The following is a 22,152-nucleotide window of genomic DNA, read 5'->3' as shown; positions in this document are numbered from 1 at the left end:
ATCGAGGTGTCCTTCGACATCGACGCCAACGGCATCATGCACGTCACGGCGAAGGACCTCGGCACCGGCAAGGAGCAGAAGATGACCGTCACCGGTGGCTCCTCGCTGCCGAAGGACGAGGTCGACCGGATGCGCCAGGAGGCCGAGCAGTACGCGGAGGAGGACCACCGCCGCCGCGAGGCCGCCGAGACCCGCAACCAGGGCGAGCAGCTCGTCTACCAGACCGAGAAGTTCCTCAAGGACAACGAGGACAAGGTCCCGGGCGAGATCAAGACCGAGGTCGAGTCCGCCGTCGCCGAGCTGAAGGAGACGCTCAAGGGCGAGGACACGGCCGAGATCCGCAACGCCACGGAGAAGGTCGCGGCCGTCTCGCAGAAGCTCGGCCAGGCCATGTACGCCGACGCCCAGGCCGCGCAGGCCGCCGGTGACGCCGGTGCCGGCCAGGCCAAGGCCGACGACGACGTGGTCGACGCCGAGATCGTGGACGACGAGCGCAAGGACGGTGCCGCGTGACGGAGGAGACCCCGGGCTTCGAGGAGAAGCCCGACGTCCCCTCCGGCGCCACCCCTGAGGACGCCGAGCCGAAGACCGCCTCCCCCTCTTCGGAGGGGGCGGCGGCCCCGGCGGGGGACGCAAGCGCACAGAACGCCGGTCTGGTGGCTCAGCTGGACCAGGTCCGTACGGCGCTCGGTGAGCGCACGATGGACCTCCAGCGCCTCCAGGCCGAGTACCAGAACTACCGCCGCCGCGTCGAGCGTGACCGGATCGCGGTCAAGGAGATCGCCATCGCGAGCCTCCTGACCGAGCTCCTGCCCGTGCTCGACGACATCGGCCGCGCACGGGAGCACGGCGAGCTGGTCGGCGGGTTCAAGTCCGTCGCCGAGTCGCTGGAGACCGTCGCGGCGAAGATGGGTCTGCAGCAGTTCGGCAAGGAGGGCGAGCCCTTCGACCCGACGATCCACGAGGCCCTGATGCACAGCTACGCGCCGGACGTCACAGAGACGACGTGCGTGGCGATTCTGCAGCCCGGGTATCGCTTCGGCGAGCGCACCATCCGCCCCGCGCGGGTGGCGGTGGCCGAGCCGCAGCCGGGAGCGCAGACGGTCAAGGCCGAGGAGAGCACCGAGCCGGGCGACGACAAGGAGAACGGTGGCCCGGACGAGGGCTGACGTACACCACGAACGCGTAGGGAAGGAGGGACGTCGGGGATGAGCACCAAGGACTTCATCGAGAAGGACTTCTACAAGGTCCTCGGCGTCCCCAAGGACGCCACCGAGGCCGAGATCAAGAAGGCGTACCGGAAGCTCGCCCGCGAGTTCCACCCGGACGCCAACAAGGGCAACGCCAAGGCGGAGGAACGTTTCAAGGAGATCTCCGAGGCGAACGACGTCCTCGGCGACCCCAAGAAGCGCAAGGAGTACGACGAGGCCCGCGCCCTCTTCGGCAACGGCGGCTTCCGTCCCGGTCCCGGGGCGGCGGGCGGCTCGTTCAACTTCGACCTCGGCGATCTCTTCGGCGGCCAGGCCGGCGCCGGAGGGAACTTCGGCGGAGGTCTCGGTGACGTCTTCGGGGGCCTGTTCAACCGTGGCGGCGGCGCGGGCACGCGTACGCAGCCGAGGCGCGGCCAGGACATCGAGTCCGAGGTCACGCTCAGCTTCATGGAGGCGGTGGACGGCGCGACCGTGCCGCTCCGCATGTCCTCGCAGGCGCCCTGCAAGGCCTGTTCGGGCACCGGCGACAAGAACGGCACTCCGCGTGTGTGCCCGACCTGCGTCGGCACCGGGCAGGTCGCGCGGGGTTCGGGCGGCGGCTTCTCGCTGACCGACCCCTGCCCGGACTGCAAGGGCCGCGGTCTGATCGCGGAGAACCCCTGCGAGGTCTGCCACGGCAGCGGCCGGGCGAAGTCGTCCCGGACGATGCAGGTCCGCATCCCCGCGGGTGTCTCCGACGGGCAGCGCATCCGCCTGCGCGGCAAGGGCGCGCCCGGCGAGCGGGGCGGCCCGGCCGGCGATCTGTATGTCGTCGTGCGTGTGAATCCGCATCCGGTCTTCGGCCGCAAGGACGACAACCTGACGGTGAGCGTGCCGGTGACGTTCGCGGAGGCGGCGCTCGGCGCCGAGATCCGGGTGCCCACCCTGGGCGGGCCCCCGGTGACGCTGAAGCTGCCTCCGGGCACGCCCAACGGGCGCACGATGCGCGCCCGTGGCAAGGGCGCGGTCCGCAAGGACGGCACCCGCGGGGACCTGCTGGTCACCGTCGAGGTGAGTGTCCCCAAGGACGTCTCGGGCAAGGCTCGTGACGCGCTGGAGGCGTATCGCGAGGCGACCGCGGACGAGGACCCGCGGGCTGAGCTGTTCCAGGCGGCGAAGGGAGCATGAGGAGATGGACGGCCGTCGACGTAACCCGTACGAGCTGACCGAGGACACCCCGGTCTACGTCATCTCGGTGGCGGCCCAGCTCTCCGGACTGCACCCGCAGACACTGCGCCAGTACGACCGCCTCGGCCTGGTGTCCCCGGACCGCACCGCGGGCCGGGGCCGGCGCTACTCGGCCCGTGACATCGAACTGCTCCGCCAGGTGCAGCAGTTGTCGCAGGACGAGGGCATCAACCTGGCCGGCATCAAGCGCATCATCGAACTGGAGAACCAGGTGGTCGCGCTCCAGTCCCGCGTGGCGGAGCTTCAGGACGCGCTGGAGGGCGCGGCTGCGACGATGCGCCAGCGCGAGGCGGCGGTGCACGCCTCGTACCGCCGTGACCTGGTGCCGTACCAGGAGGTGCAGCAGACCAGCGCGCTGGTGGTGTGGCGGCCCAAGCGGCAGCAGCAGGGCGACTGACCTGTCCCGCAGGGGCGGTACCGGACCTCGTTCCGGTACCGCCCCTTTCGCATGCGGTCAGAGCCAGGAGTCCCAGATGCCGTAGGCCAGGTTCTTCACGGCCTTCTCGGCGCCCGACGCGTCGGTGTGGACGACGCGGTAGTAGTACAGGCCGAGCCGGTCCTCGTGCACGGTGGTGTCGAGGTGGCTGCCGTGGTCGGCCGACGGGCCCGAGGCGAGCACGGTCCAGTCGCCCCGGGCGGGGTCCCAGCGCTCCACGCGGTACCCGGCCAGCAGGGAGCAGTCGCCCAGGCCCGAGCTCTCGGAGCAGCCGAAGTACGGGTCCGGGTACTGGCTCTGGCGCACCTCGGTGCCGCTCCAGCCGGGCGGCCGGGTGTCGGGCAGGGTGACCGAGACCTCGGCGGTGTGGAAGAACTCGGGGCCCCTGCCGTCGTACAGGCCGGAGCCGTCCGTGGCGGCCACCCGGTAGACATGGGCCCGGCCGTCGGGGACCGTCGGGCAGAGGATCTCGGTCGGGGCCAGGGAGCTGCCGGTCCAGCAGTTCTTCTTCCAGACCGTCTCACCGGTGTCCGGGTCGGTGGTGCCCTGCCAGACGTAGTAGCCGGTGACGTCGTCGTCGGCGGGCGGCGTCCAGGTCAGACGGACTCCGAGCGGGAGCTGCTCCGCGGTCAGGTTCTCGACCGCGGCCGGGCGCCGGGTGTCCGGCGTGGTCTGTGTGGCCACGGGTCCGGGCCCCGACTCGTGCCCGTAGGGGTCGACCGTCACGACCCGGTACTCGTACGTCGTCTCCGACTCGCCCGAGACGTCCCGGCAACTGCCGTTGATCTGCGTGCTGCCGGCGTAGGCGGGGGCGTCACTGTCCGCCCAGGTCCAGTACGTCGAAGGGGCCTGGAGCGGCTCGTCGTAGGGGCTGTTCGGCTTGCACCTGTCCACGACGGTGCTCTCGCCGGTCGCCGGGTCGGTACGGACGATCCGGTAGGTGAGCAGCGGGCTCTCGTCGAAGGCCCATGGATCGGCGCTGCTCCATGCGATCGTCACGCCCTCGCCGAACGGGGTCGCGGTGGTCCGGAACGCGGGGATCGCCTCGGGGCGGCCGGCCATCGACAGCGTGACCTCCACCGGGGCGGCGGCGTTGCCCTTCGCGTCCAGCGCGCGCACCGCGTACCGGTAGGTGCCGGCCACCGGGAGCAGTTGGCGCGGTACGACGTCGGTGCCCTTGGTGGTGCCCTTCTGGGGGAGGGCGTCGAGGTAGCCGCCGGTCGCCGGGTCGTACTGGAGGACCTGGTACGAGGCGGCCCCGTCGACGGGGGACCACACCAGGTGGGGCACGCCCGACCGGTACTCGACCCGGGCGTCGGCGGCGGTCGCGGGCGGCGTCAGGTCGAAGGTGGTGAACGTGGTGGCGGCCGAGTAGGCGGACCAGTTGCCGACCACGTCCCGGGCGCCGCCCCGGTAGGTGACCTTGCTGCCGTCGGCGGGGTACCCGGTGTCGCAGATCGCGCCCTTGGTGCCGGAGTACACGGTGGCCCAGGTCCTCGTCGCGGCGTCGAGCCGCTGCATCTCGTACCGGGCGATGTCGGCCGCGTTCTGAAGGGTGGTGACCAGCTCGGGGGCCGCGAAGGGCTGGTCGCCCGGGCAGAGGTCCATCTCGACGAAGGGCGCGGCCGGCGGGGTCCTGTCGACGGTGGTCACGGGGGGACCGGCGGTGCCGCCCGACTCGTTGCCCGCTCTGTCGTACGCGCGGACCTCGTAGGAGAAGACCTGACCGGTCGCCGGGGGAGTGTCGGTGTACGTCGTCGCCGTCGTCGCGGTCAGCCTCGTCCAGGCGGTGGCGCCCTTCGGGCGGCGGTAGACGCGGTAGCCGGCGAGGTCCATCTCCTTGTTCCTCGCCCAGGAGACCTTCGCCTTGCGGGTCGCCTTGTCATAGGCGGCCGTGACGCCCGCCGGGGCGAGCGGCCTCACCTTGTCGACGGTGGCGGAAGTCCGGGGTGCGTAGGTGAACTTGACGGCGGCCTTGCCGGTCCAGTTCACATAGTCGATCCGCAGGGTGTGGATGCCCTTGGGGATGGTGAGGTTGACGCCCGTCGAGCGCGAACCACGGGTGTCCGACCAGAGGTTCAGCTTCCGTACGCCGTCGAGGTAGACGCGGATCCCGTCGGTCCCGCCGGCGCTGAAGGCGAAGGGTCCGCCGGAGCCGAAGTCGCGGGTGACGGTCCAGCGGACGCCGAACCGGTCCGCCGGCAGCCCGGAGGCCGGGGCACCGCTCCAGCTCTGGTCGACGGCGCTGTCGCAGTCGGTCCTCCCCGGGGTGCCGGTGAGACCGGTGTTCGCGAAGAACTGCCGCTTGAACACCGGCGAGGTGCAGGAGGTCGCGGCGGAGGCGGGAGCGGCGGCCGTGAGCAGTCCGCCCGCAGTGGCGAGCACGACGGTGGTGGCGGCCGCGGCGGTGACGCGTCGTCTGGCTGGGTTCATTCGGTCCTCTGATCGGATCGAGACGCGGAAAGGCGCTCGTGACCAGGACACGCGAGACGCGGAAGAGGTTGTACAGATCTTTACGACCCCACGGCTTTCCCTTTGCGCGGGGTGTGCGGGGTGCGGCAAGGGTCGGCCGACGCAAGGAGTGTGATGGATGTGCTGATGCGTGATGTAGATCACGTTTGGTGTCGGGCGTGAACGATGGCTAATCACAGGAAAGTTGACGGAGTGTAGGTTTCCGGGTCTCCGCAGGTGACGGCGGAAATCTCCATCAGGGGGAGGTTTGGCAAAGGCCCTGGTGGTGCGGTTTCTTGGTCTTCACTTGACTTCCACCCGGATGCTGTTGCCATCTCGTTAACCCGTACTCCTTGACGCTGCATGCCGTCGCCGCGTTGGCTTTCAGCCACTTGGGTCGCAATGCTGCTCCCCCGCCCGGAAGGCATCTGATGTGAACGCTCGTACCACCCGTAGGACCGCTGTGCGTCGAACCGCCATAGCCCTGGCCGCATCCGCGGCGGCCGTCTCTCTCGCCGCGTGCGGCGTCATGGACGGAGTCGGCGGGGGCAGCAGCTCCGCGTCTCCGAAGAAGGGCGACGACATCACAGTGGGTCTTCTTCTGCCGGAGAAGGAGAACCCGAGGTACGACAAGTTCGACTACCCGATCATCCGGGACCAGGTGCGCTCCCTCACCCACGACAAGGGCAAGGTCGTCTACGAGAACGCCGACGCCGACGCGGCCAAGCAGAGCGAGCAGCTCGACCAGATGATCGCCGACAAGGTGGATGTGCTGCTGGTCGACCCGGTGGACGCCAAGTCCCTCAAGGCGGGCGTGACGAAGGCCAACGAGGCGGGCATCCCGGTCATCGCCTACGACCGGCTCGCCCAGGGGCCGATCGACGCGTACATCTCCTTCGACAACCAGCTGGTCGGCCAGGTGCAGGGCCGCGCCCTCGTCGAGGCGCTCGGCAGCAAGGCGGAGACCAGCAAGGTCGTCATGATGAACGGTTCGGTCACCGACCCGAACGCGGCGCAGTTCAAGGAGGGCGCGCTCAGCGAGCTCCAGGGCAAGGTCAACATCGTCAAGACCTACGACACGAAGGACTGGAAGCCGGAGAACGCCAAGGCGAACATGGTCCAGGCGATCCAGGCCGTCGGTCTGAGCAACATCGCGGGCGTCTACTCGGCCAACGACGACGTGGCCGGCGCCGTCATCGAGGCGATGAAGGAGGCGGGCATCAGCAAGGTCCCGCCGGTGACCGGGCAGGACGCCTCGCTGGCCGCCGTGCAGCGGATCGTCTCGGGCGAGCAGTACATGAGCGTGTACAAGTCGTACCCGGAAGAGGCCAACAACGCCGCGGAGATGGCGGTGGCCAAGGTCCAGGGTCGCTCGATCGAGTTCGACGCGCTGACCCGGGACAAGGTCGACGGCCCGACGGGGCAGAAGATCCCGTCGATGCTGGTGCCGGTGGTCGCGCTGACGAAGGACAACATCAAGGACACGGTCATCCAGGACGACATCTACACCGTCGGGGACATCTGCACCCCCAAGTACAAGGCCGCGTGCACGCTGATCGGTCTGAAGTAGCGGGCACGCCGCTCCTGGAGCAACGGCCGTGGTGGAGGGCAGCGTCGCCCGTCCACCACGGCCGTTTCGTCGTCCGGCGGACCGGCCCGCCCCGACCTCCCGTCAACTGGGTGCAGACGGAACTTCCGGAGGGAGGGAGAATCCGGGACGTTCCCGGCAAGTGTGGGCGTTGGTGCTGCGGAGCCTTGTTGCGGAGGCGGGCGGCTCCGCGCATAGTTGCGCTGCGAACACGCTGCAGGACGCTGAGCCGGGAGTTGGAGCCAGGAGTGGAAGATGGCCGGGCACGGGACGGACGCGCATCCGCACGGCGCTGACCGGCTCTGCGAGTCCGGGAACCGGGTGTACTCCCGGGCCGTACGCCGGGGCCGGGTGCCCCGCGCGGACGCCGCGCCGGTGCCCTGTCTGCTGGAACTCGCGCTGCTGCACCCGGACCCCGACGACATGGACTGGCTGGTGCCGACCTCCCCGCAGGAGGTCATGACGCGGCTGCTGCGCGGCGTCCACGAGGAGGTCAGCGCGAGCCAGGCGCGGGTCGGGGCGGCGGTGGCCGCGGTCGAGTGGTACGCCGGGCTCGGCGGCCGTGAGCAGGGCTCCGCGGAGGGCGTGGCGATCCGTGTCCTGGACGGGCTGCCGCGGATCCGGGCCGCCATGGACGAGGCGACCGAGCGGTGCACGCGCGAGGTGCTGACGGTCCAGCCCGGCGGCATCCGCCGCGAGGACGAACTCTCCGAGGGTCTGCACCGGGCGCTGGAGATGCGCCGCAGGGGCGTCCGTATGCGCGATCTGTACACGCATGTCGCCCGGCACGGCCAGGGGTTGCACACCTACATGGAGCTGATGGGCGAGGCGGCCGAGGCCCGCACCCTGGACGAGGTGCCCGAGCGCCTCATCCTGTTCGACCGCACGGTCGCCTTCATCCCGGCCAACCCCGACCGCACCATCGCGCTGGAGCTGCGCCACCCGGCCCTGATCGACTACCTGGTGACCATCTTCGAACGGCTGTGGCGCCTGGCGATCCCGCTGACGTCCCCCCTGCCGGAGACCGGCATCGACGGCATCACCCATCGGGAACGCTCGATCGCGGCGCTGTTGGCGGAGGGCCACCAGGACGCCGTGGTCGCCGAACGCCTCGGCATCAGCGTCCGCACCTGCCGGGCGCACATCGCCCGGCTCTCCGAGACCCTGGGCGCGGCGAGCCGTACCCAACTGGGCGTCCGGATCGCCCAGGCGGGCCTGGACGGGCCCTCGCGGGCGCCCGAACTGCTGCCCCTCACCGGTCGGGCCCCGGAGCCTCCCGTCGGCCTATGAGCCCCCCTCGCGGGGCCCCGGGCCGCCTTCCCCGGCCAGTGGGTTGTTCTGGCTCAGGATCCCCGACTGCGCTATCAAATAGCCGAGTTGGGCACGGCTGCCGCTGCCGAGGGCCGTGGCCAGCTTGGCTATGTGGGCGCGGCAGGTGCGCACGTTCATGCCCAGGCGGCGGGCGATGGCCTCGTCGACATGGCCCTCCACCAGGAGCTTGGCGATGGAGTGCTGGATGTCCGTGATGCCGTCCGGATCGGTCTCGTAGGGGGTGCCCGCTCGCAGCGGCACCGCCCGGCCCCACATGAACTCGAAGACCTTCACCAGATAGCGGACGAGGCCCGGGTGCCGCAGCTCCAGGGCGACCTGGCGGTCGTCGCTGATGGGGATGAACGCGACCGCCTCGTCGCAGATGATGAGCCGCTCGACGAGTTCGTCGATGGTGCGGTACTCGGCCTTGCCGTCGGTGAACTGGTCCACGTAGGCCAGCCGTTCCGGGCTGTAGCGGGCCGTGTGCTGGTAGAGGGTGCGGATGCGCACCCCGCGCTCGATCAGCGGCCGGTCGCGCTCCAGGCCCTCGATGAGCCGGCGTTCGGGGCGGTGGCCGCTCGGCTGGACCGTCAGCATCTCGTTCTGGCACTGGGCGGTGGCCAGGTCGAGTGCCGCGTTGATCCGGTCGAGCCCCTCCAGCACCGTGATCGAGTGGGTGGGCGCGGTCACCTGCGCGCTGAGGGCCATGAACGGCTCGAAGGCTTCGGCCAGGTTGGTCGACAGCCGTCTGCGCTCGGAGATCTCACGCTCTATCGGGTTCAGCCGCTGGGCCAGGGCGACCGAGGGCGGAACCGGGCGCAGCCAGTTGGCGTCGTCCGGATCGGGATGGAGGAGGGCGAACTCCATGAGACACGGAGCCTCTTCCGCGTCGGCGCGCGCGATACGCCCTGTGCGCAGGGCGTTCGCGTAAAGACGCCCGCCCTCCTCGCACAGTTCGGTCAAGGCATGGGGATGTGTCGCTTTAGCCCGATTGGTTGTCAAACCTCCACCCCCCAGGGTCCTGAACATGCAGGAACATGATGCACCGATTGTGTGGCCATGACGTGCCCGAATGAGCCATCGTCTTAGTCGACGGGGGAAGAGGGGACCTTCAAGTGAGGACGAAGCCGACTATGGGTAAGAGAATGCTTCGCTCGGTGCTTGTCGCCACCTTCTCCGCCGTTGTGGCCTTCGGAACGTTGAGTGGGCTCGCCGGCGCGAAGGAGGACGTACGAGCGGACAGTGTCTGGTCGTTGGTACCCGCTTCTTCCGCGGCCGGCGATAGTGCCACACCCGTCGGCCCAGATGACAGCGTGTGGAGCTGATGTGACCACTCCTCCGGACGACCGCACCTTCCGTCGCGAGATGGCCACGGCCTACCGCTCCGGCTGGCACTTCATCGACCTGGCCACTGCCATCCCCCACAACGGTGACTCGCTGATGGTGACCGTGTTCGGGGAGCCTGTCGTCGTCGCCCGCGACGAGGACGACGATGTGCGGGCCTACCGGCTTCTGCGACGGCCTCGGGGGGCGCCGCAGCCTGTCCGGTGCGCCATACGGTACGGAATGATCTTTGTGAATCTGGACCAGCGCGATCACCGGCTGGTCGAACCGGACACCCCGGTCATGCGGACTGTCTCAGCCACCCCCCGCAGTGCCTGACGCGATTCCCCCGTCGTAACAAATCGCTCAGGTGCTTCCCCCCGCAGCGGCGTCACCGTGACCTGAACACGGTGACGCCGCTGCAGTTTGTGCGGAAACTCCGGGTGTGCCCCGTTGCCACGGTGGCTGGATTCGGTCCTTACCCGGGGTTCGCCCACGAGCCACCCCCTCACCGTCCGTGATGACACCGCTGCGCGCGCCTCCCGGATGTCACGCGCGCCCCCTCATGTCACTTGCTGCGGCCCCTCGACGGCCCGTCCGCGCCCCCTGCCTCCCGGCGGTCATCGAGTCGCGCCCGCATCCGGCCCGTATTCCCCTACGGCCGGATCGGGCCTTCGTGCTGCCCTCCGGGCCGGGGAGGGCGGTCCGGTGCTGCTCCTGCCCGGATCCGGGGTACTGGACGTCTCGGACGCGCCCGGGTGGGTGAGCGAAAGGCTCTCGGCCGCGGAACCTCGCCGGTCGCCCTCCCGTTCCGCGCCTTGAGTGGAATAGACTCAACTTTATGTACGTTGCTCGCGTCAGATGAAGGACTGACGACAGCTGAGCGTGGCTGACGCAAGGAGGAGAACGGGAACGTGGACGCCGAGCTGACCAACAGGAGCCGGGACGCGATCAACGCGGCCAGCAGCCGGGCCGTCGCCGAGGGGCACCCGGACCTGACCCCCGCCCATCTGCTCCTCGCGCTGCTGGAGGGGCAGGACAACGAGAACATCATCGACCTGCTGGCCGCCGTGGACGCCGACCAGGCCTCCGTACGGGCCGGCGCCGAGCGCGTGCTCGGCGGTCTGCCCAGTGTGACCGGGTCGACCGTGGCACCGCCCCAGCCCAACCGCGAGATGCTGGCCGTGATCGCCGACGCGGGCAAGCGCGCCAAGGACCTCGGTGACGAGTACCTCTCCACCGAGCATCTGCTCATCGGCATCGCCGCCAAGGGCGGCGCCGCGGGAGAGGTCCTGACCGGCCAGGGCGCGGACGCCAAGAAGCTCTTGAACGCGTTCCAGAGGACAAGGGGAGGACGCCGGGTGACGACCCCGGACCCGGAGGGCCAGTACAAGGCCCTCGAGAAGTTCGGCACCGACTTCACCGCCGCCGCGCGTGACGGCAAGCTCGACCCGGTCATCGGCCGGGACCAGGAGATCCGCCGCGTGGTGCAGGTGCTGTCCCGCCGTACGAAGAACAACCCGGTGCTCATCGGTGAGCCCGGTGTCGGCAAGACCGCCGTCGTGGAGGGCCTCGCCCAGCGCATCGTGAAGGGCGACGTGCCCGAGTCCCTCAAGGACAAGCGGCTGGTCGCGCTGGACCTCGGCGCCATGGTCGCGGGCGCCAAGTACCGCGGTGAGTTCGAGGAGCGCCTGAAGACCGTCCTCGCCGAGATCAAGGACTCCGACGGCCAGATCATCACCTTCATCGACGAGCTGCACACCGTGGTGGGCGCCGGCGCCGGCGGGGACTCCGCCATGGACGCCGGCAACATGCTCAAGCCGATGCTGGCGCGCGGTGAGCTGCGCATGGTCGGTGCGACGACCCTCGACGAGTACCGCGAGCGGATCGAGAAGGACCCGGCCCTGGAGCGCCGCTTCCAGCAGGTGCTGGTCGCCGAGCCGACCGTCGAGGACACCATCGCGATCCTGCGCGGCCTCAAGGGCCGCTACGAGGCCCACCACAAGGTGCAGATCGCGGACAGCGCGCTGGTCGCCGCGGCCACCCTCTCCGACCGGTACATCACCTCCCGTTTCCTGCCCGACAAGGCCATCGACCTGGTCGACGAGTCCGCCTCGCGGCTGCGGATGGAGATCGACTCCTCCCCGGTCGAGATCGACGAGCTCCAGCGTGCCGTGGACCGGCTGCGCATGGAGGAGCTCGCGCTCAGCAAGGAGACCGACCTGGCCTCCAAGGAGCGGCTGGAGAAGCTGCGCCGCGACCTCGCCGACAAGGAGGAGGAGCTGCGGGGCCTGACCGCCCGCTGGGAGAAGGAGAAGCAGTCCCTCAACCGGGTCGGTGAGCTGAAGGAGAAGCTCGACGACCTGCGCGGCCTGGCCGAACGCGCCCAGCGCGACGGCGACTTCGACACCGCCTCCAAGCTGCTGTACGGCGAGATCCCGGGCGTGGAGAAGGAGCTGGAGGCCGCCTCCGAGGCCGAGGAGGAGGCGTCCAAGGGCACGATGGTCAAGGACGAGGTCGGCCCCGACGACATCGCGGACGTCGTCGCCTCCTGGACGGGCATCCCCGCCGGACGCCTGCTGGAGGGCGAGACGCAGAAGCTGCTGCGTATGGAGGAGGGGCTCGGCCGGCGGCTCATCGGCCAGGCCGAGGCCGTACAGGCCGTCTCCGACGCCGTACGCCGCAGCCGGGCCGGTATCGCCGACCCGGACCGCCCGACCGGCTCGTTCCTCTTCCTCGGCCCGACGGGTGTCGGCAAGACCGAGCTGGCCAAGGCGCTCGCCGACTTCCTCTTCGACGACGAGCGGGCGATGGTCCGCATCGACATGTCGGAGTACGGCGAGAAGCACAGCGTCGCCCGGCTGGTCGGCGCCCCGCCCGGATACGTCGGCTACGAGGAGGGCGGCCAGCTGACCGAGGCGGTGCGCCGCCGCCCGTACAGCGTGGTGCTCCTCGACGAGGTGGAGAAGGCGCACCCGGAGGTCTTCGACATCCTGCTCCAGGTGCTGGACGACGGACGGCTGACGGACGGCCAGGGCCGCACGGTGGACTTCCGCAATGTGATCCTCGTGCTGACCTCGAACCTGGGCAGTCAGTTCCTGGTCGATCCGGTCCTGACCGAGGCGGAGAAGAAGGAGCAGGTCCTGGAGGTGGTCCGCACCTCCTTCAAGCCCGAGTTCCTGAACCGGCTCGACGACCTGGTGGTCTTCTCGGCGCTGTCGAAGGACGAGCTGAGCCGTATCGCCCGGCTCCAGATCGACCGCCTGGCCAAGCGGCTGGCCGAACGGCGGCTCACCCTGGAGGTCACGCCGGAGGCCCTGGCCTGGCTCGCCGACGAGGGCAACGACCCGGCGTACGGAGCCCGCCCGCTGCGCCGACTCGTCCAGACCGCCATCGGAGACCGGCTCGCCAAGGAGATCCTGGCCGGCGAGGTCAAGGACGGCGACACGGTCCGGGTGGACACCTTCGGGAGCGGGCTGCTGGTGGGCCCGGCGTCCGGCAAGACGCTCTGACCGGGCCCGGTCGGCCCGCGTGGGTGTAGATGTGTACGAGGGCGGTGCGCCCGTCCTCGTACACCACGGTCAGCTCGACCTCGTCGACGCCGGCCCGTGGCATCCGCCGGCTGCCCTCGGGCGCGGCGCCCGCGAAGGCCGACGGACCGGTCCGTCCGGCGGTGGAGAGCGGCCAGATCATGTCAGCCCCCGGCGGACACGACCCGTTCAGGGTTGCCAGCCCCCTCCCCGGATGAGGGAGGATGGCGGAATCCGTACGAAGGGAAGAACACGGTGAGCATCGACCCGTCCTCGATTCCGAACTTCGGGGGCCAGCCCGAGCCGCAGCCGCCGGCGGGCCCCGTGGTTCCGGATCAGGACCTCGTGAAGCAGCTCCTGGACCAGATGGAGCTCAAGCACCTCGTTGACGAAGAGGGAGACCTCGTCGCACCGTGGGAGCAGTTCCGTACGTACTTCATGTTCCGCGGCGAGGGCGACCAGGCCGTCTTCTCCGTGCGGACGTTCTACGACCGTCCCCACCAGATCGACGAGAAGCCGCAGCTGCTGGAGTCCATCGACGACTGGAACCGGCGCACCCTGTGGCCCAAGGTCTACACCCACACGCACGACGACGGCACCGTCCGCCTCATCGGTGAGGCGCAGATGCTGATCGGCACCGGCGTGAGTCTGGACCACTTCGTCTCGTCGACCGTGAGCTGGGTGCGCGCCGCCATCGAGTTCGACCGGTGGCTCGTCGAGCAGCTCGGCCTCACGGAGGAAGTCGACGACGCGGAGAAGCCCGAGGACGACGGGGAGTAGATCCCCCTAGAGGGGCGATCGGGCGAGTACGACCAGATACGCCCCGTAGACAAAAGAGAGCCCGGCCAGGGCGCTCGCCACGATGGTGGCGTGCCACGGTCGGGCTCTCGCCGTCCGTACCAGCGCCCGCGCCACCACCGTCAGCAGCGGGAAGGCCGGGAGCAGAAAGCGCGGCTTCGACTCGAAGAACCCGGAGCCGCCGAGCGCGATCACCAGCAGTACGCCGCTGTAGACGACGAGCGGCAGCGGGGCGCGGTCCGCGATCAGCAGCCCGAAGAGCACGCTGCTCACCCCGACGATCACCAGGGCCATCGGGAACAGCAGCCGGGTGCCGTGCAGCGCCATGTGCTCGGTGAAGCGCAGCGCGCCGTGCCCGAAGTCGAACCGCGAGCCCCACAGCCGCTGCACGGTGAAGTAGCCACCGAGCGGATCGCCCCTGCGGTGGCCGACCCACAGCACATAGCCGCTCCAGCCGAGGGGCGCGAGCGCAGCGCCCGTCCACAGCCTGTGGGAAACTCCGCGACCGCGCGTCCGCCACACCTCGTGCGCGGCCGACGCGAGCACCGCGACGGCCACCGAGCAGCCGTTGGGCCGGGACAGGCCGGCGAGGGCCGCCAGTGTCCCCGCCCAGACCCAGCGCCGGGTCAGGACCGCGTACAGCGACCAGGCGGCGCACGCCGTCAGCACGGGCTCCGTGTAGCCCATCGTCAGCACCACGGAGTGCGGAAGCAGCCCCCAGAGCACGACGAGGACGGTGGCCACGGCGGGGCCGTGCAGCCGTACGCCGATCCGGTAGATCCCGTACGCGGCGATCACCGCGGCCGTCCAGGACACCAGCAGTCCCGCCTGGACGCCGCCGAGCGGGGTGAGGGTGGTGACCGTGTGGACCAGACCCGGGTAGAGCGGGAAGAACGCCAGGTCGTAGTGGATGCCGGTGCGGTTGCGCAGGATGTGTCCGTAGCCGTGCGAGGCGATCCCCAGATACCAGACGGAGTCCCAGGAGCGACCGAGCAGCAGCAGGGGGTGCCTGCCCGCGGACCGGGCGACGAGGGCGAGCACGAGGCCGCCGCACAGCCGGGAGACGAAGAACAGCCCGAGGGCGGCGGCGGCCGTCGTCGGCAGCCGTCGGCCGTCCCCGGCCGGACGGACACGGTCGCTGTTCCTCGGGCCCGGTGGGGCGGGGGCCGGGATGGTCCTGGTGTCGGTCACACCGGAACCATCCTCCGATCACGCCCGGTTTACGAAGCTTGCGCGGCCGTGCGGGGGCGAATTCCCGCGTACGGGGCGCCCGCCCCTCGGCCGAACTGCTCGGCCGAGCGCACCGCGGTGACCAGCACTCGCACAACAGGCCCACCACGGGCAACTTCAGCACCACCGCCGGTGAGGTGGGCCCTTGCTCGGGTCCGGCGTCAGAAGGACGTGATCTCTGAGGCCGCTAGGCCCTGTCGTCAAACTCCCGCCTGCCCCGCGACGCCATGCACGCTCCCCCACGCTCGACTTCGCTCGCGCGGGCGGTGCCCCCACCGCCGCACCGGGCGAAATCCCACGTACATCCAGTACGAGGGCTTCCGCCCGGCACTGCCCCAAGCTCTTCGAGCAGGGGGTCCCCCAGAGCACGCTCCCCCACTCTCGGCTTCGCTCGAGCGGGAGGGGCCCCCACGCCGCCGCAGAGCCCGCCCTCCGGGCGGACGGCGGCAGTTTGACGAGAGGACCTAGTGCTGTGGCCGGGAAGGTTTGCCGGACAGCCGCCGGGCGGCGCGAGCCGGTAAACCTTTCCGGTCGCAGCACTAGTTGACCTGGCCGGTCGGCCGGATCGTGACGGTGTTCACGTCGACGCCGGCCGGCTGGCCGAGCACCCACATGACGCCGTCGGCGATGTTCTCCGCGCTGAGCGCGGGGCCGGGCGGAGTGCCGCCGCGTGTGTCCCAGAAGGGCGTGTCGACCTTGCCGGGGGCGATCAGGCTCACCCCGACACCCGACTCGGTGACGAGCATGCGGGTGTTCTCGGCGAGGGCGTGCACAGCCCACTTCGTGACCGAGTAGAAGTTACCGGGACCGTACTTGAGACCGGCGACCGAGCCGAGCAGCACGATCCGGCCACGGGTCTTCCGCAGCTCCTCTAGCGACGCGCGGATCAGCAGCGTCGGCCCCAGGACGTTGGTGAGAAGCATCGAGCGCATCAGCTCCGGATCGCCGTCCGCCACCGAGTCGTGGGTGGAGTAACCGGCGTTGGCGATGACGTTGTCGATACGCCCGAAGCGCTGCACCGTGGCCCGCACCGCCTCCTCGACCGCGTCCGCGGCGGCGGCGTCACCGGGCAGGAGCAGCAGTTCCTCCGGATCGCCCAGGGTCCGGGCGAACGTCCTGAGCTTGTCCGCGTCGCGTCCGGTCGCGGTGACCCGGTGACCGGCCTTGAGCAGCCGCCGTACGGTCTCGGCGCCGATGCCGGTCGACCCTCCGGTGATCAGCGTGACGGGCGTGGGGCTGGCGCTCACTGTTCCTCCAGTGCTCGTTCGTGCAGGACGTCCATCGGCTCGCCGCCCGGCTGCCAGGCAGCCAGGAAGTCCGGCTGGAGGACGGCGTCGACGAGTTCGATGTTCACCCCGATGCTCTTCAGATGGTGGTATGCGTAGGGCCGGCCGAAGGGACATCCGGAGAACTCGGCCGGAAAGCCATGCTTCTCCAGCCGCCGCACACCGGCGCCGATGTCGTCGGTCCAGTACCCCAGGTGAGGGAACCGCGGTCCCGCCGAGGTGTCCCACGGGCTGCCGGGACCGCCTTCGACCAGCTCGACGAACGGCGGCCCGGGACGGCTGAAGACGATGCGGAAGTCCCAGTCGCCGATCCGTCCCGGGCGCGGTTCCGCCCATTCCACGCCGGCGGCGACACGCAACTCGCGCATCGCCGCCGACAGGTCGGGAACGGCGAAACCCACGTGGTACAGCGCCATCCGTCAGCCCCTAGCGGCCCGAAAGCCCCGGGTAGCGGCCCGTGTTCACCCACTCGTCCATGGCCGGCCGGTCCGCCGTGTCCACGTACTCGATCCGTACACCCTGCAGGTCGGGCCCGGTGATCAGGGCGAACGGCGTCTCGCCGGGGCCCGGCCGGAAGTAGGCGTCGACGGTGATGTCCGCGGCTTCCAGCTTCTTCAGCCGCCCCTCCATGTCGCTCTCCCACACGCCGTAGTACAGGACCTTCCCGGCGTGTTCGATGGAGGTGACACCGTCCCCGTCCGCCTGGATGAGTTCGTACTGCGGATACGCGGTACGCGAGAAGGCGGCCGTCATCCGGCCCGGGCCGCCCTGCCCGCCCTGTTCCAGATACGGGATCTCGAAGGTGGCAGGCTCGGTGAACTCGATGCCGAACCACTGCGAGTACAGCTCGACGGCCTCGGCCAGGTCCGGTACGACGACGCCGACGTGGAAGCACGACTCCGGCAGCGGCGCCCTGTCCGCGGTGGGCCGGAACATCTCCAGGATCGGCGGTTCGAGCAGGCACTCCAGGAGCTGGGGGATGAACTCCGCCAGGTACGACGTGTGCTTGTGCGCTTCGAGGGCGGCCTCGTCGGCGTACTCCTCGATGACCAGGCGTTCTCCCGGCCGGTCCGCGGAGATGACGTAGTCGAAGCGGAGACAGCCGGGTTCGTGGGCACGGATGTTGCGTTCGAGCCCTGCCATCAGGGCGTCAAGACGGGCCTCGGTGCCCGGCTTGACCAACTGCCGTGCGGTCGCGGTGATCGTCACGAGTTACTCCTGTCAGTGAGAGGTCCGGGGGAGGAAGAGGGGAGGGGACGTGGCGCGGGCATGGGGCGTGCACCCGTGCCCACGCCGAACGGCGGGCATCGAGCGCGCCCGTACGGGGTCTCCTGCTCGGTCAGGCCGCCGCGGGCGCGGGACGCGCTGCGACCACCAGCAGCAGGGCGATCAGCCCGCCGGCGGCCAGGACGATGCCCGAGGAGGACAGGGTGGCCAGCGGTGCCAGTGCGGCGACTCCCAGCGCACTGCCCGCCTGCCGCCCGGCGTTGAACGCGCCCTGGCCGGTGGCCGCGAGCTCCTTCGGAGCGGCGATGGCCATGTCCGCGGTGGCCGCCGGGATGGCGAGCGTGGAACCGAAGGAGAGGGCGACCTGGGCCGTGATGACCAGGGCGAGCGGCGTGTCGTTCGAGGCGAACGCGAGGACTCCACCGGCCGCTGTGTCCAGGGCGAGCCCGACCAGGATCACCCGACGCGCCCCGATCCGGGCGACGAGACGGCCGGTCAGCAACGGCATGAAGCACATCGGCAGTGTCATCGGCAGGAACGCCGTACCCGTCTTGAACGCCGACAGGCCCCGCTCCTCGACCATCCACTGGGTCAGTGCGTACAGCACCCCGTAGAAGATGAACGAGGCCATGGCACCGGCCACGATGTCCGCCCGCACCCGTGCCAGTCCGACCAGGGCCGGCGGCAGGATCGGCGCGGTGGCCCTGCGCTCGACGACGAACAGGGCGGCGAACGCGACGGCCGCGAGTGCCAGGGCCAGCAGCGGCAGTGGACGCCCCCAGCCCTCGGTCCCGGCGTCGATCAGGCCGAACGTGAGGGCGGCCAGTGCCAGGACCGACAGCCCGATCCCGGCCCGGTCCACTGCGCGGACGGAGTCCGGGCGCCCCCCGGGCAGTCCGCGGGACGCGAGCAGCGCGACGACCACGACGACCGGGTTCACCAGGAACACCAGCCGCCAGCCGCCCAGTTCGACGAGAGCGCCGCCGAGGACGGGACCCGCGATGAGACCGGTGGAGGTGACCGCCGCCCAGGCGCCGATGGCCCTGGCCCGCTCCGCCGGGTCTGGGTACAGCCCGGCGAGCAGTGCCAGTGACGCCGGGACCATTCCGGCGGCGGCGACGCCCAGCAGCGCCCTTCCGCCTATCAGGAACGCGGCGTCGGGCGAGGTCGCACAGAGGAGGGACAGGACACCGAAGGCCAGCACGGCGCCCCGGTAGACGCTGCGGGCGCCGAACCGGTCGGCTACCGCGCCGGAGGCGAGGAGCAGGCCGGCGAAGACGATCGTGTAGGCGTCGACGGCCCAGGGCAGGGCCGCCTGGCTCGCATGGAGATCGGAGCGGACGTCGGGCAGCGCGACGTTGAGGATGGAGGTGTCGAGAAGGACGAGGAAATTGCCCGCGGCGACCCCCGCGAACAGGCCCCGCCGCGACGGCGTTGCCTGGCGGGAGGGCGCGGTCACCCTGTCGCTGGCGAATGTCATGAGGACTTCCTGTTCGAAGGGGTTACGGGCGGCTGAAGGGGCGAAGCGCGCCTTTCGCCGGTCAGGCCGCGTTGTTGAGGAAACGCGGCCCGTAGAAGACCGGCAGGGCCAGGTCGGTGTAACGCTCCAGGGACCGGAATTCCCTGGGATAGAGCTCCTCCAGGCGTGCGACGACCGCCCGAGGGATTTCGTTGCGCATGATGGTGAAGCAGGAACGCACGCGCATCTGGTCCATCTGGGTGACCGCGGCACCGAGCGAGGGCCACCAGGTCTCCACCGGGCCGTTCCAGGTGGTGTCCAGCGCGAGCATCATCTGCGTGTAGGCGTCGTCGAACGATTCGAGTTCCTTGCGTACCTCGGGCCCGCGCGGATCGAGGGCCAGCACCGCCTCGTAGCCGTCCGCGGGAACGGCGAGGGTATTGATGACCACCGGCCAGACGATCTCCTCGCCGGTGAAGAAGTCGCGCTCCGTCTCCCGGGAGAAGGGCACCGCGTCGAGGGGTCGGTAGCGCCGGCCGTAGCGCAACTCGGCGAACCGGGCGTAGTGCGAGCCTTCCTTCTGGAACATCTCGGCGGCCGTCTCCACGGTGCCTTCGCCGCCGCCCTCACCCTGCTCGGTGATGATGTCCAGCGCGTGGAGAAACGAGGCGACCGGGTCCGGGTCGTCCCTGTCGAACGTGAGATAGCCGAGGTTTCCGCCGACCTGGTTGGCCGGCCCGCCCAGGCGTACGGCCCGCTCGACGGCCGCCGCGTTGCGCGTGATCGCGTTTCGGATGGCGTCGTAGAACGCGCCGATCGTGGGATAGGAGGAGCCGCGCTGCCGGGCGTTGAGCACGAAGAGCGGTGCTTCCAGCCGCATGAACGACTCCAGCGCGGCGCCCGACAGCTTTGCCAGCCGCGGCCTCAGGTCGGGGGCGACCCCGCCGGGCAGGCCGCCGCTGCCGGGATAGGTCGGTTTGAGGCCCTTGATCGCGGGGCTCCCGCCGAGTGCGGCGACCATGTTGGCGGCGATGGCCATGTGGACCATCTCCTCCATCAGGACGCTGCGGATGATGTTGTACGACGGGTAGTTCTGCACCTCGAGCGAGTACATCGCGGCGCAGTACAGCGGCATGGTGGAGTGCTCCAGCGCGACCACCGTCTGCAGGGCGCCGCGGATCCAGCTGAGGTCTCTGAGGTCGACCGGTGTGGGCATGTGAGGCTCCCGGGTGCGTCGGCGCTCAGGCTTCGGCGGACTCGTCGAGCGGCGGGAAGAGCATCGGCTGGAAGAAGTTCTGGAAGGACTCCTCCAGCTCGGGGTGCTGGTAGAACTCCGGCCCGGTCTCCTCGAAGATCGCGTCCCCGATGCCGCCGATGGTGTCGAACATCATCGAGACGATGGTGCCGACCTCCCGGCCGAAGTAGTGCGCCACCATGGCGACCGCACCGCCGTTCACGCCGTAGGAGCCGGTGAACGTCCAGATGCGGGAGGCCGTGTTGGCGATCCACATCCGGCGGCCGAGGGCCACGTTGAAGCCCTCGCCGCGCAGTCCGCGGGCCACCGCGGCCACGCAGGTCAGGGGCTCGTCGTTGACGATTCCGGAGCGGGCGATGACGCCGACGCCCGAGCAGTTGGCGGCGATGACCTTGCCCGCTTCGTGGTGGCGGCGGATGAGCTTGTGCACACGATCGTTGGTCAGCAGCGCGCCGGAGCCGACACCGCCGGGGATGTACAGGATGTCGAACAGGTCGTCGTCGTTCAGTACCGAGTCGGCGACGACGTTGGTGCCCATCTGCATCTTGACGACGCCGGGCTCCAGGGAGACCAGGCGCACGTCGAGTTCGCGGTTGGCGGCCTCCCGCTCCCACGGAGCGATCTGTCCGCTGGTGACCATGGCGGCGCCCTTGAAGATCTCCAGCGGTGTGATGGTGTCCTGCTCGGAGCATGCCTCGTAGCCGAGAACCGCGATGGAGCCGATCTGGGCCGGCGCCCCGCCGGATGTCCTGGTGGCGAGGGCGGTTGTGGACGTGGGTGTACTCACCAGTGCTCCCCCATTCGTATGTGTGCGGGGCCGGCCGGCTCGGACACGTCACCGGGCCCGGACCCGGCCCCGTCAGGAAACAGTGCCAACAGCACCGGGGCGGCTTCAAATAAGCAATCCGAGGGGGGGCCATTACTTCAGTGAGGGCCCCCCGGATGGTTATCGGGGACTACTGCCCCAGCTATTTTGGCCATTCTGGCCGTCCGGCTACAGTCCTTTCCCGAGCCGGAGGTCCGCACTCAAATGTTTCGACTGGGGGATCGACATGTCTGAGATGGCGCAGAATTTGAGTCCGATCGATATGGCGGTGAGAATCGACCCTGGTCCACGGGATTTCGCCGCACTGAACGAAGTGGTCCGCAAAGGCTCCCGCATCGGAAACGAGAGCCTGGACGGGGACAGTCACCTCAACGAGATCATTCCCAAGCCGTGGGGGCTTGAATACCGCATCTACGTCGATGATTTCATCGACGTGTGGAACCTGAAGATCGACGAGGGCGAGTCCACGTCGATGCACGTACACCCCCGCAAGCTGACCTATCTCCTCTGCCTCGCGGGGCAGGGCGTGACCGACACGCTGACGGGCGAGATCCCGGTGGGCGGCGGTTCGGTCCTGCGCATCGGGGGCGGCGCCTTCCACTCCTCCCGGAGCATCGGCCCCGGCCCGCTGTGGCTGGTCGAGGTCGAGGCACCGCGCAACAAGTTCGACCTGATCCGGCTGCGTGACAACTACGACCGGCAGGGCACGGCCTACGAGCAGCAACACGCCGAGGCACCCGAACTGCCGGCGAAGCCGGTGACGTATCTGCCGCAGGCGCGACTGCGGGACCGGTCCCCGGGCGCGGAGTTCGCGTTCTCCATCCGGGCCGGTGCGGACGTGTTCTACCGGCGCCAGGAGCAGGACCTGTTCCACATCCCGCTCGGTCTCACCGGAGTGGTCACCGGCGAGGTGGACATCCTCGCCCCCGCACAGGGCGACGTGCGCCGTCCCGCGCTGGACCAGTACTACCTCTCGCTCGCGCTCGCCTGACCG

Annotated in this window: 19 protein-coding genes; 10 read left to right on the top strand and 9 right to left on the bottom strand. The window is 69.9% G+C overall.

Translation table 11 applies throughout. The annotated features are described in order from the left end of the window. The 4 genes from ACFYX0_RS26065 to ACFYX0_RS26050 all read left to right on the top strand — a co-directional run. A partial coding sequence (locus ACFYX0_RS26065) for an Hsp70 family protein (RefSeq protein ID WP_388973530.1) occupies positions 1-513 on the top strand: 513 nt, incomplete at its 5' end. Further along, on the top strand, positions 510-1,169 hold the full coding sequence (gene grpE, locus ACFYX0_RS26060; RefSeq protein WP_388973527.1) for a nucleotide exchange factor GrpE: 660 nt from the start codon (positions 510-512) through the stop codon (positions 1,167-1,169). The genes ACFYX0_RS26065 and grpE, both read left to right, overlap by 4 nt. A 39-nt stretch (positions 1,170-1,208) precedes the next feature. Then, positions 1,209-2,378: a molecular chaperone DnaJ gene (gene dnaJ, locus ACFYX0_RS26055; RefSeq protein ID WP_388973525.1), complete on the top strand. Its 1,170-nt coding sequence runs from the start codon at positions 1,209-1,211 to the stop codon at positions 2,376-2,378. A gap of 4 nt (positions 2,379-2,382) precedes the next feature. Next, the gene (locus tag ACFYX0_RS26050) at positions 2,383-2,835 is read left to right on the top strand and encodes a heat shock protein transcriptional repressor HspR (RefSeq protein WP_311696519.1); all 453 of its coding nucleotides are present in this window, start codon (positions 2,383-2,385) and stop codon (positions 2,833-2,835) included. A gap of 57 nt (positions 2,836-2,892) precedes the next feature. Here ACFYX0_RS26050 and ACFYX0_RS26045 read toward each other — a convergent pair whose 3' ends face one another. After that, positions 2,893-5,307: a hypothetical protein gene (locus ACFYX0_RS26045; protein ID WP_388973523.1), complete on the bottom strand. Its 2,415-nt coding sequence runs from the start codon at positions 5,305-5,307 to the stop codon at positions 2,893-2,895. Positions 5,308-5,788: 481 nt separating this feature from the next. Here ACFYX0_RS26045 and ACFYX0_RS26040 point away from each other — a divergent pair, with 481 nt between their 5' ends. Next, positions 5,789-6,895: a sugar ABC transporter substrate-binding protein gene (locus ACFYX0_RS26040; RefSeq protein WP_388973521.1), complete on the top strand. Its 1,107-nt coding sequence runs from the start codon at positions 5,789-5,791 to the stop codon at positions 6,893-6,895. Between the two features lie 273 nt (positions 6,896-7,168). Next, entirely contained in the window at positions 7,169-8,203 is a 1,035-nt protein-coding gene (locus ACFYX0_RS26035) for a LuxR C-terminal-related transcriptional regulator (RefSeq protein WP_388973519.1), read from the top strand. On the opposite strand, the gene ACFYX0_RS26030 is transcribed toward ACFYX0_RS26035, so the two are convergent. Further along, the gene (locus tag ACFYX0_RS26030) at positions 8,198-9,253 is read right to left on the bottom strand and encodes a helix-turn-helix transcriptional regulator (RefSeq protein ID WP_388973517.1); all 1,056 of its coding nucleotides are present in this window, start codon (positions 9,251-9,253) and stop codon (positions 8,198-8,200) included. The genes ACFYX0_RS26035 and ACFYX0_RS26030 overlap by 6 nt on opposite strands. A 297-nt stretch (positions 9,254-9,550) precedes the next feature. On the opposite strand from ACFYX0_RS26030, the gene ACFYX0_RS26025 reads away from it, so the two are divergent. The 3 genes from ACFYX0_RS26025 (at position 9,551) to ACFYX0_RS26015 (ending at position 13,857) form a co-directional block, all read left to right on the top strand. Next, a complete protein-coding gene (locus ACFYX0_RS26025) occupies positions 9,551-9,886 on the top strand; it encodes a hypothetical protein (protein ID WP_388973515.1) in 336 nt (111 codons plus the stop codon). Between the two features lie 575 nt (positions 9,887-10,461). Further along, positions 10,462-13,059, top strand: a complete 2,598-nt coding sequence (gene clpB, locus ACFYX0_RS26020; RefSeq protein WP_388973513.1) for an ATP-dependent chaperone ClpB — start codon at positions 10,462-10,464, stop codon at positions 13,057-13,059. 273 nt (positions 13,060-13,332) lie between these two features. Beyond that, positions 13,333-13,857: a YbjN domain-containing protein gene (locus ACFYX0_RS26015; protein ID WP_311696512.1), complete on the top strand. Its 525-nt coding sequence runs from the start codon at positions 13,333-13,335 to the stop codon at positions 13,855-13,857. Between the two features lie 6 nt (positions 13,858-13,863). On the opposite strand, the gene ACFYX0_RS26010 is transcribed toward ACFYX0_RS26015, so the two are convergent. The 7 genes from ACFYX0_RS26010 to ACFYX0_RS25980 form a co-directional block, all read right to left on the bottom strand. Beyond that, positions 13,864-15,066, bottom strand: coding sequence for a hypothetical protein (locus tag ACFYX0_RS26010; protein ID WP_388973511.1), 1,203 nt, complete (start codon positions 15,064-15,066; stop codon positions 13,864-13,866). A gap of 578 nt (positions 15,067-15,644) precedes the next feature. After that, on the bottom strand, positions 15,645-16,352 hold the full coding sequence (locus tag ACFYX0_RS26005; protein ID WP_355912510.1) for an SDR family NAD(P)-dependent oxidoreductase: 708 nt from the start codon (positions 16,350-16,352) through the stop codon (positions 15,645-15,647). Continuing rightward, complete coding sequence (locus ACFYX0_RS26000; protein ID WP_388973509.1) at positions 16,349-16,807, bottom strand: VOC family protein; 459 nt, start codon at positions 16,805-16,807, stop codon at positions 16,349-16,351. Before ACFYX0_RS26000 ends, ACFYX0_RS26005 begins: the two co-directional genes overlap by 4 nt. 10 nt (positions 16,808-16,817) lie before the next feature. Beyond that, the gene (locus ACFYX0_RS25995) at positions 16,818-17,600 is read right to left on the bottom strand and encodes an antibiotic biosynthesis monooxygenase (RefSeq protein WP_355912504.1); all 783 of its coding nucleotides are present in this window, start codon (positions 17,598-17,600) and stop codon (positions 16,818-16,820) included. A gap of 130 nt (positions 17,601-17,730) precedes the next feature. Continuing rightward, entirely contained in the window at positions 17,731-19,098 is a 1,368-nt protein-coding gene (locus tag ACFYX0_RS25990; RefSeq protein ID WP_388973507.1) for an MFS transporter, read from the bottom strand. 61 nt (positions 19,099-19,159) lie between these two features. Then, positions 19,160-20,293, bottom strand: coding sequence for a ferritin-like domain-containing protein (locus tag ACFYX0_RS25985; RefSeq protein ID WP_388973505.1), 1,134 nt, complete (start codon positions 20,291-20,293; stop codon positions 19,160-19,162). Between the two features lie 25 nt (positions 20,294-20,318). After that, positions 20,319-21,119, bottom strand: coding sequence for a DJ-1/PfpI family protein (locus ACFYX0_RS25980; RefSeq protein WP_355912495.1), 801 nt, complete (start codon positions 21,117-21,119; stop codon positions 20,319-20,321). A gap of 352 nt (positions 21,120-21,471) precedes the next feature. Between ACFYX0_RS25980 and ACFYX0_RS25975 the strand changes: the two genes are divergently transcribed. Continuing rightward, the gene (locus ACFYX0_RS25975; protein WP_388973503.1) at positions 21,472-22,149 is read left to right on the top strand and encodes a cupin domain-containing protein; all 678 of its coding nucleotides are present in this window, start codon (positions 21,472-21,474) and stop codon (positions 22,147-22,149) included. Positions 22,150-22,152 lie beyond the last annotated feature (3 nt).

The organism is Streptomyces sp. NPDC002573, assembly GCF_042889625.1.
Taxonomy (GTDB): Bacteria; Actinomycetota; Actinomycetes; order Streptomycetales; family Streptomycetaceae; genus Streptomyces; species Streptomyces gibsoniae.
This window is presented reverse-complemented; position numbering and strand designations above follow the sequence as displayed.

What these genes read in the sequence shown, in the direction of transcription:
- ACFYX0_RS26045 (WP_388973523.1), bottom strand. Translation starts at nt 5,307, where the DNA reads ATGAACCCAGCCAGACGACGCGTCACCGCCGCGGCCGCCACCACCGTC.
- ACFYX0_RS26050 (WP_311696519.1), top strand. Translation starts at nt 2,383, where the DNA reads ATGGACGGCCGTCGACGTAACCCGTACGAGCTGACCGAGGACACCCCG.
- ACFYX0_RS25990 (WP_388973507.1), bottom strand. Translation starts at nt 19,098, where the DNA reads ATGACATTCGCCAGCGACAGGGTGACCGCGCCCTCCCGCCAGGCAACG.
- ACFYX0_RS26000 (WP_388973509.1), bottom strand. Translation starts at nt 16,807, where the DNA reads ATGGCGCTGTACCACGTGGGTTTCGCCGTTCCCGACCTGTCGGCGGCG.
- ACFYX0_RS25985 (WP_388973505.1), bottom strand. Translation starts at nt 20,293, where the DNA reads ATGCCCACACCGGTCGACCTCAGAGACCTCAGCTGGATCCGCGGCGCC.
- ACFYX0_RS26035 (WP_388973519.1), top strand. Translation starts at nt 7,169, where the DNA reads ATGGCCGGGCACGGGACGGACGCGCATCCGCACGGCGCTGACCGGCTC.
- dnaJ (WP_388973525.1), top strand. Translation starts at nt 1,209, where the DNA reads ATGAGCACCAAGGACTTCATCGAGAAGGACTTCTACAAGGTCCTCGGC.
- ACFYX0_RS26030 (WP_388973517.1), bottom strand. Translation starts at nt 9,253, where the DNA reads ATGTTCAGGACCCTGGGGGGTGGAGGTTTGACAACCAATCGGGCTAAA.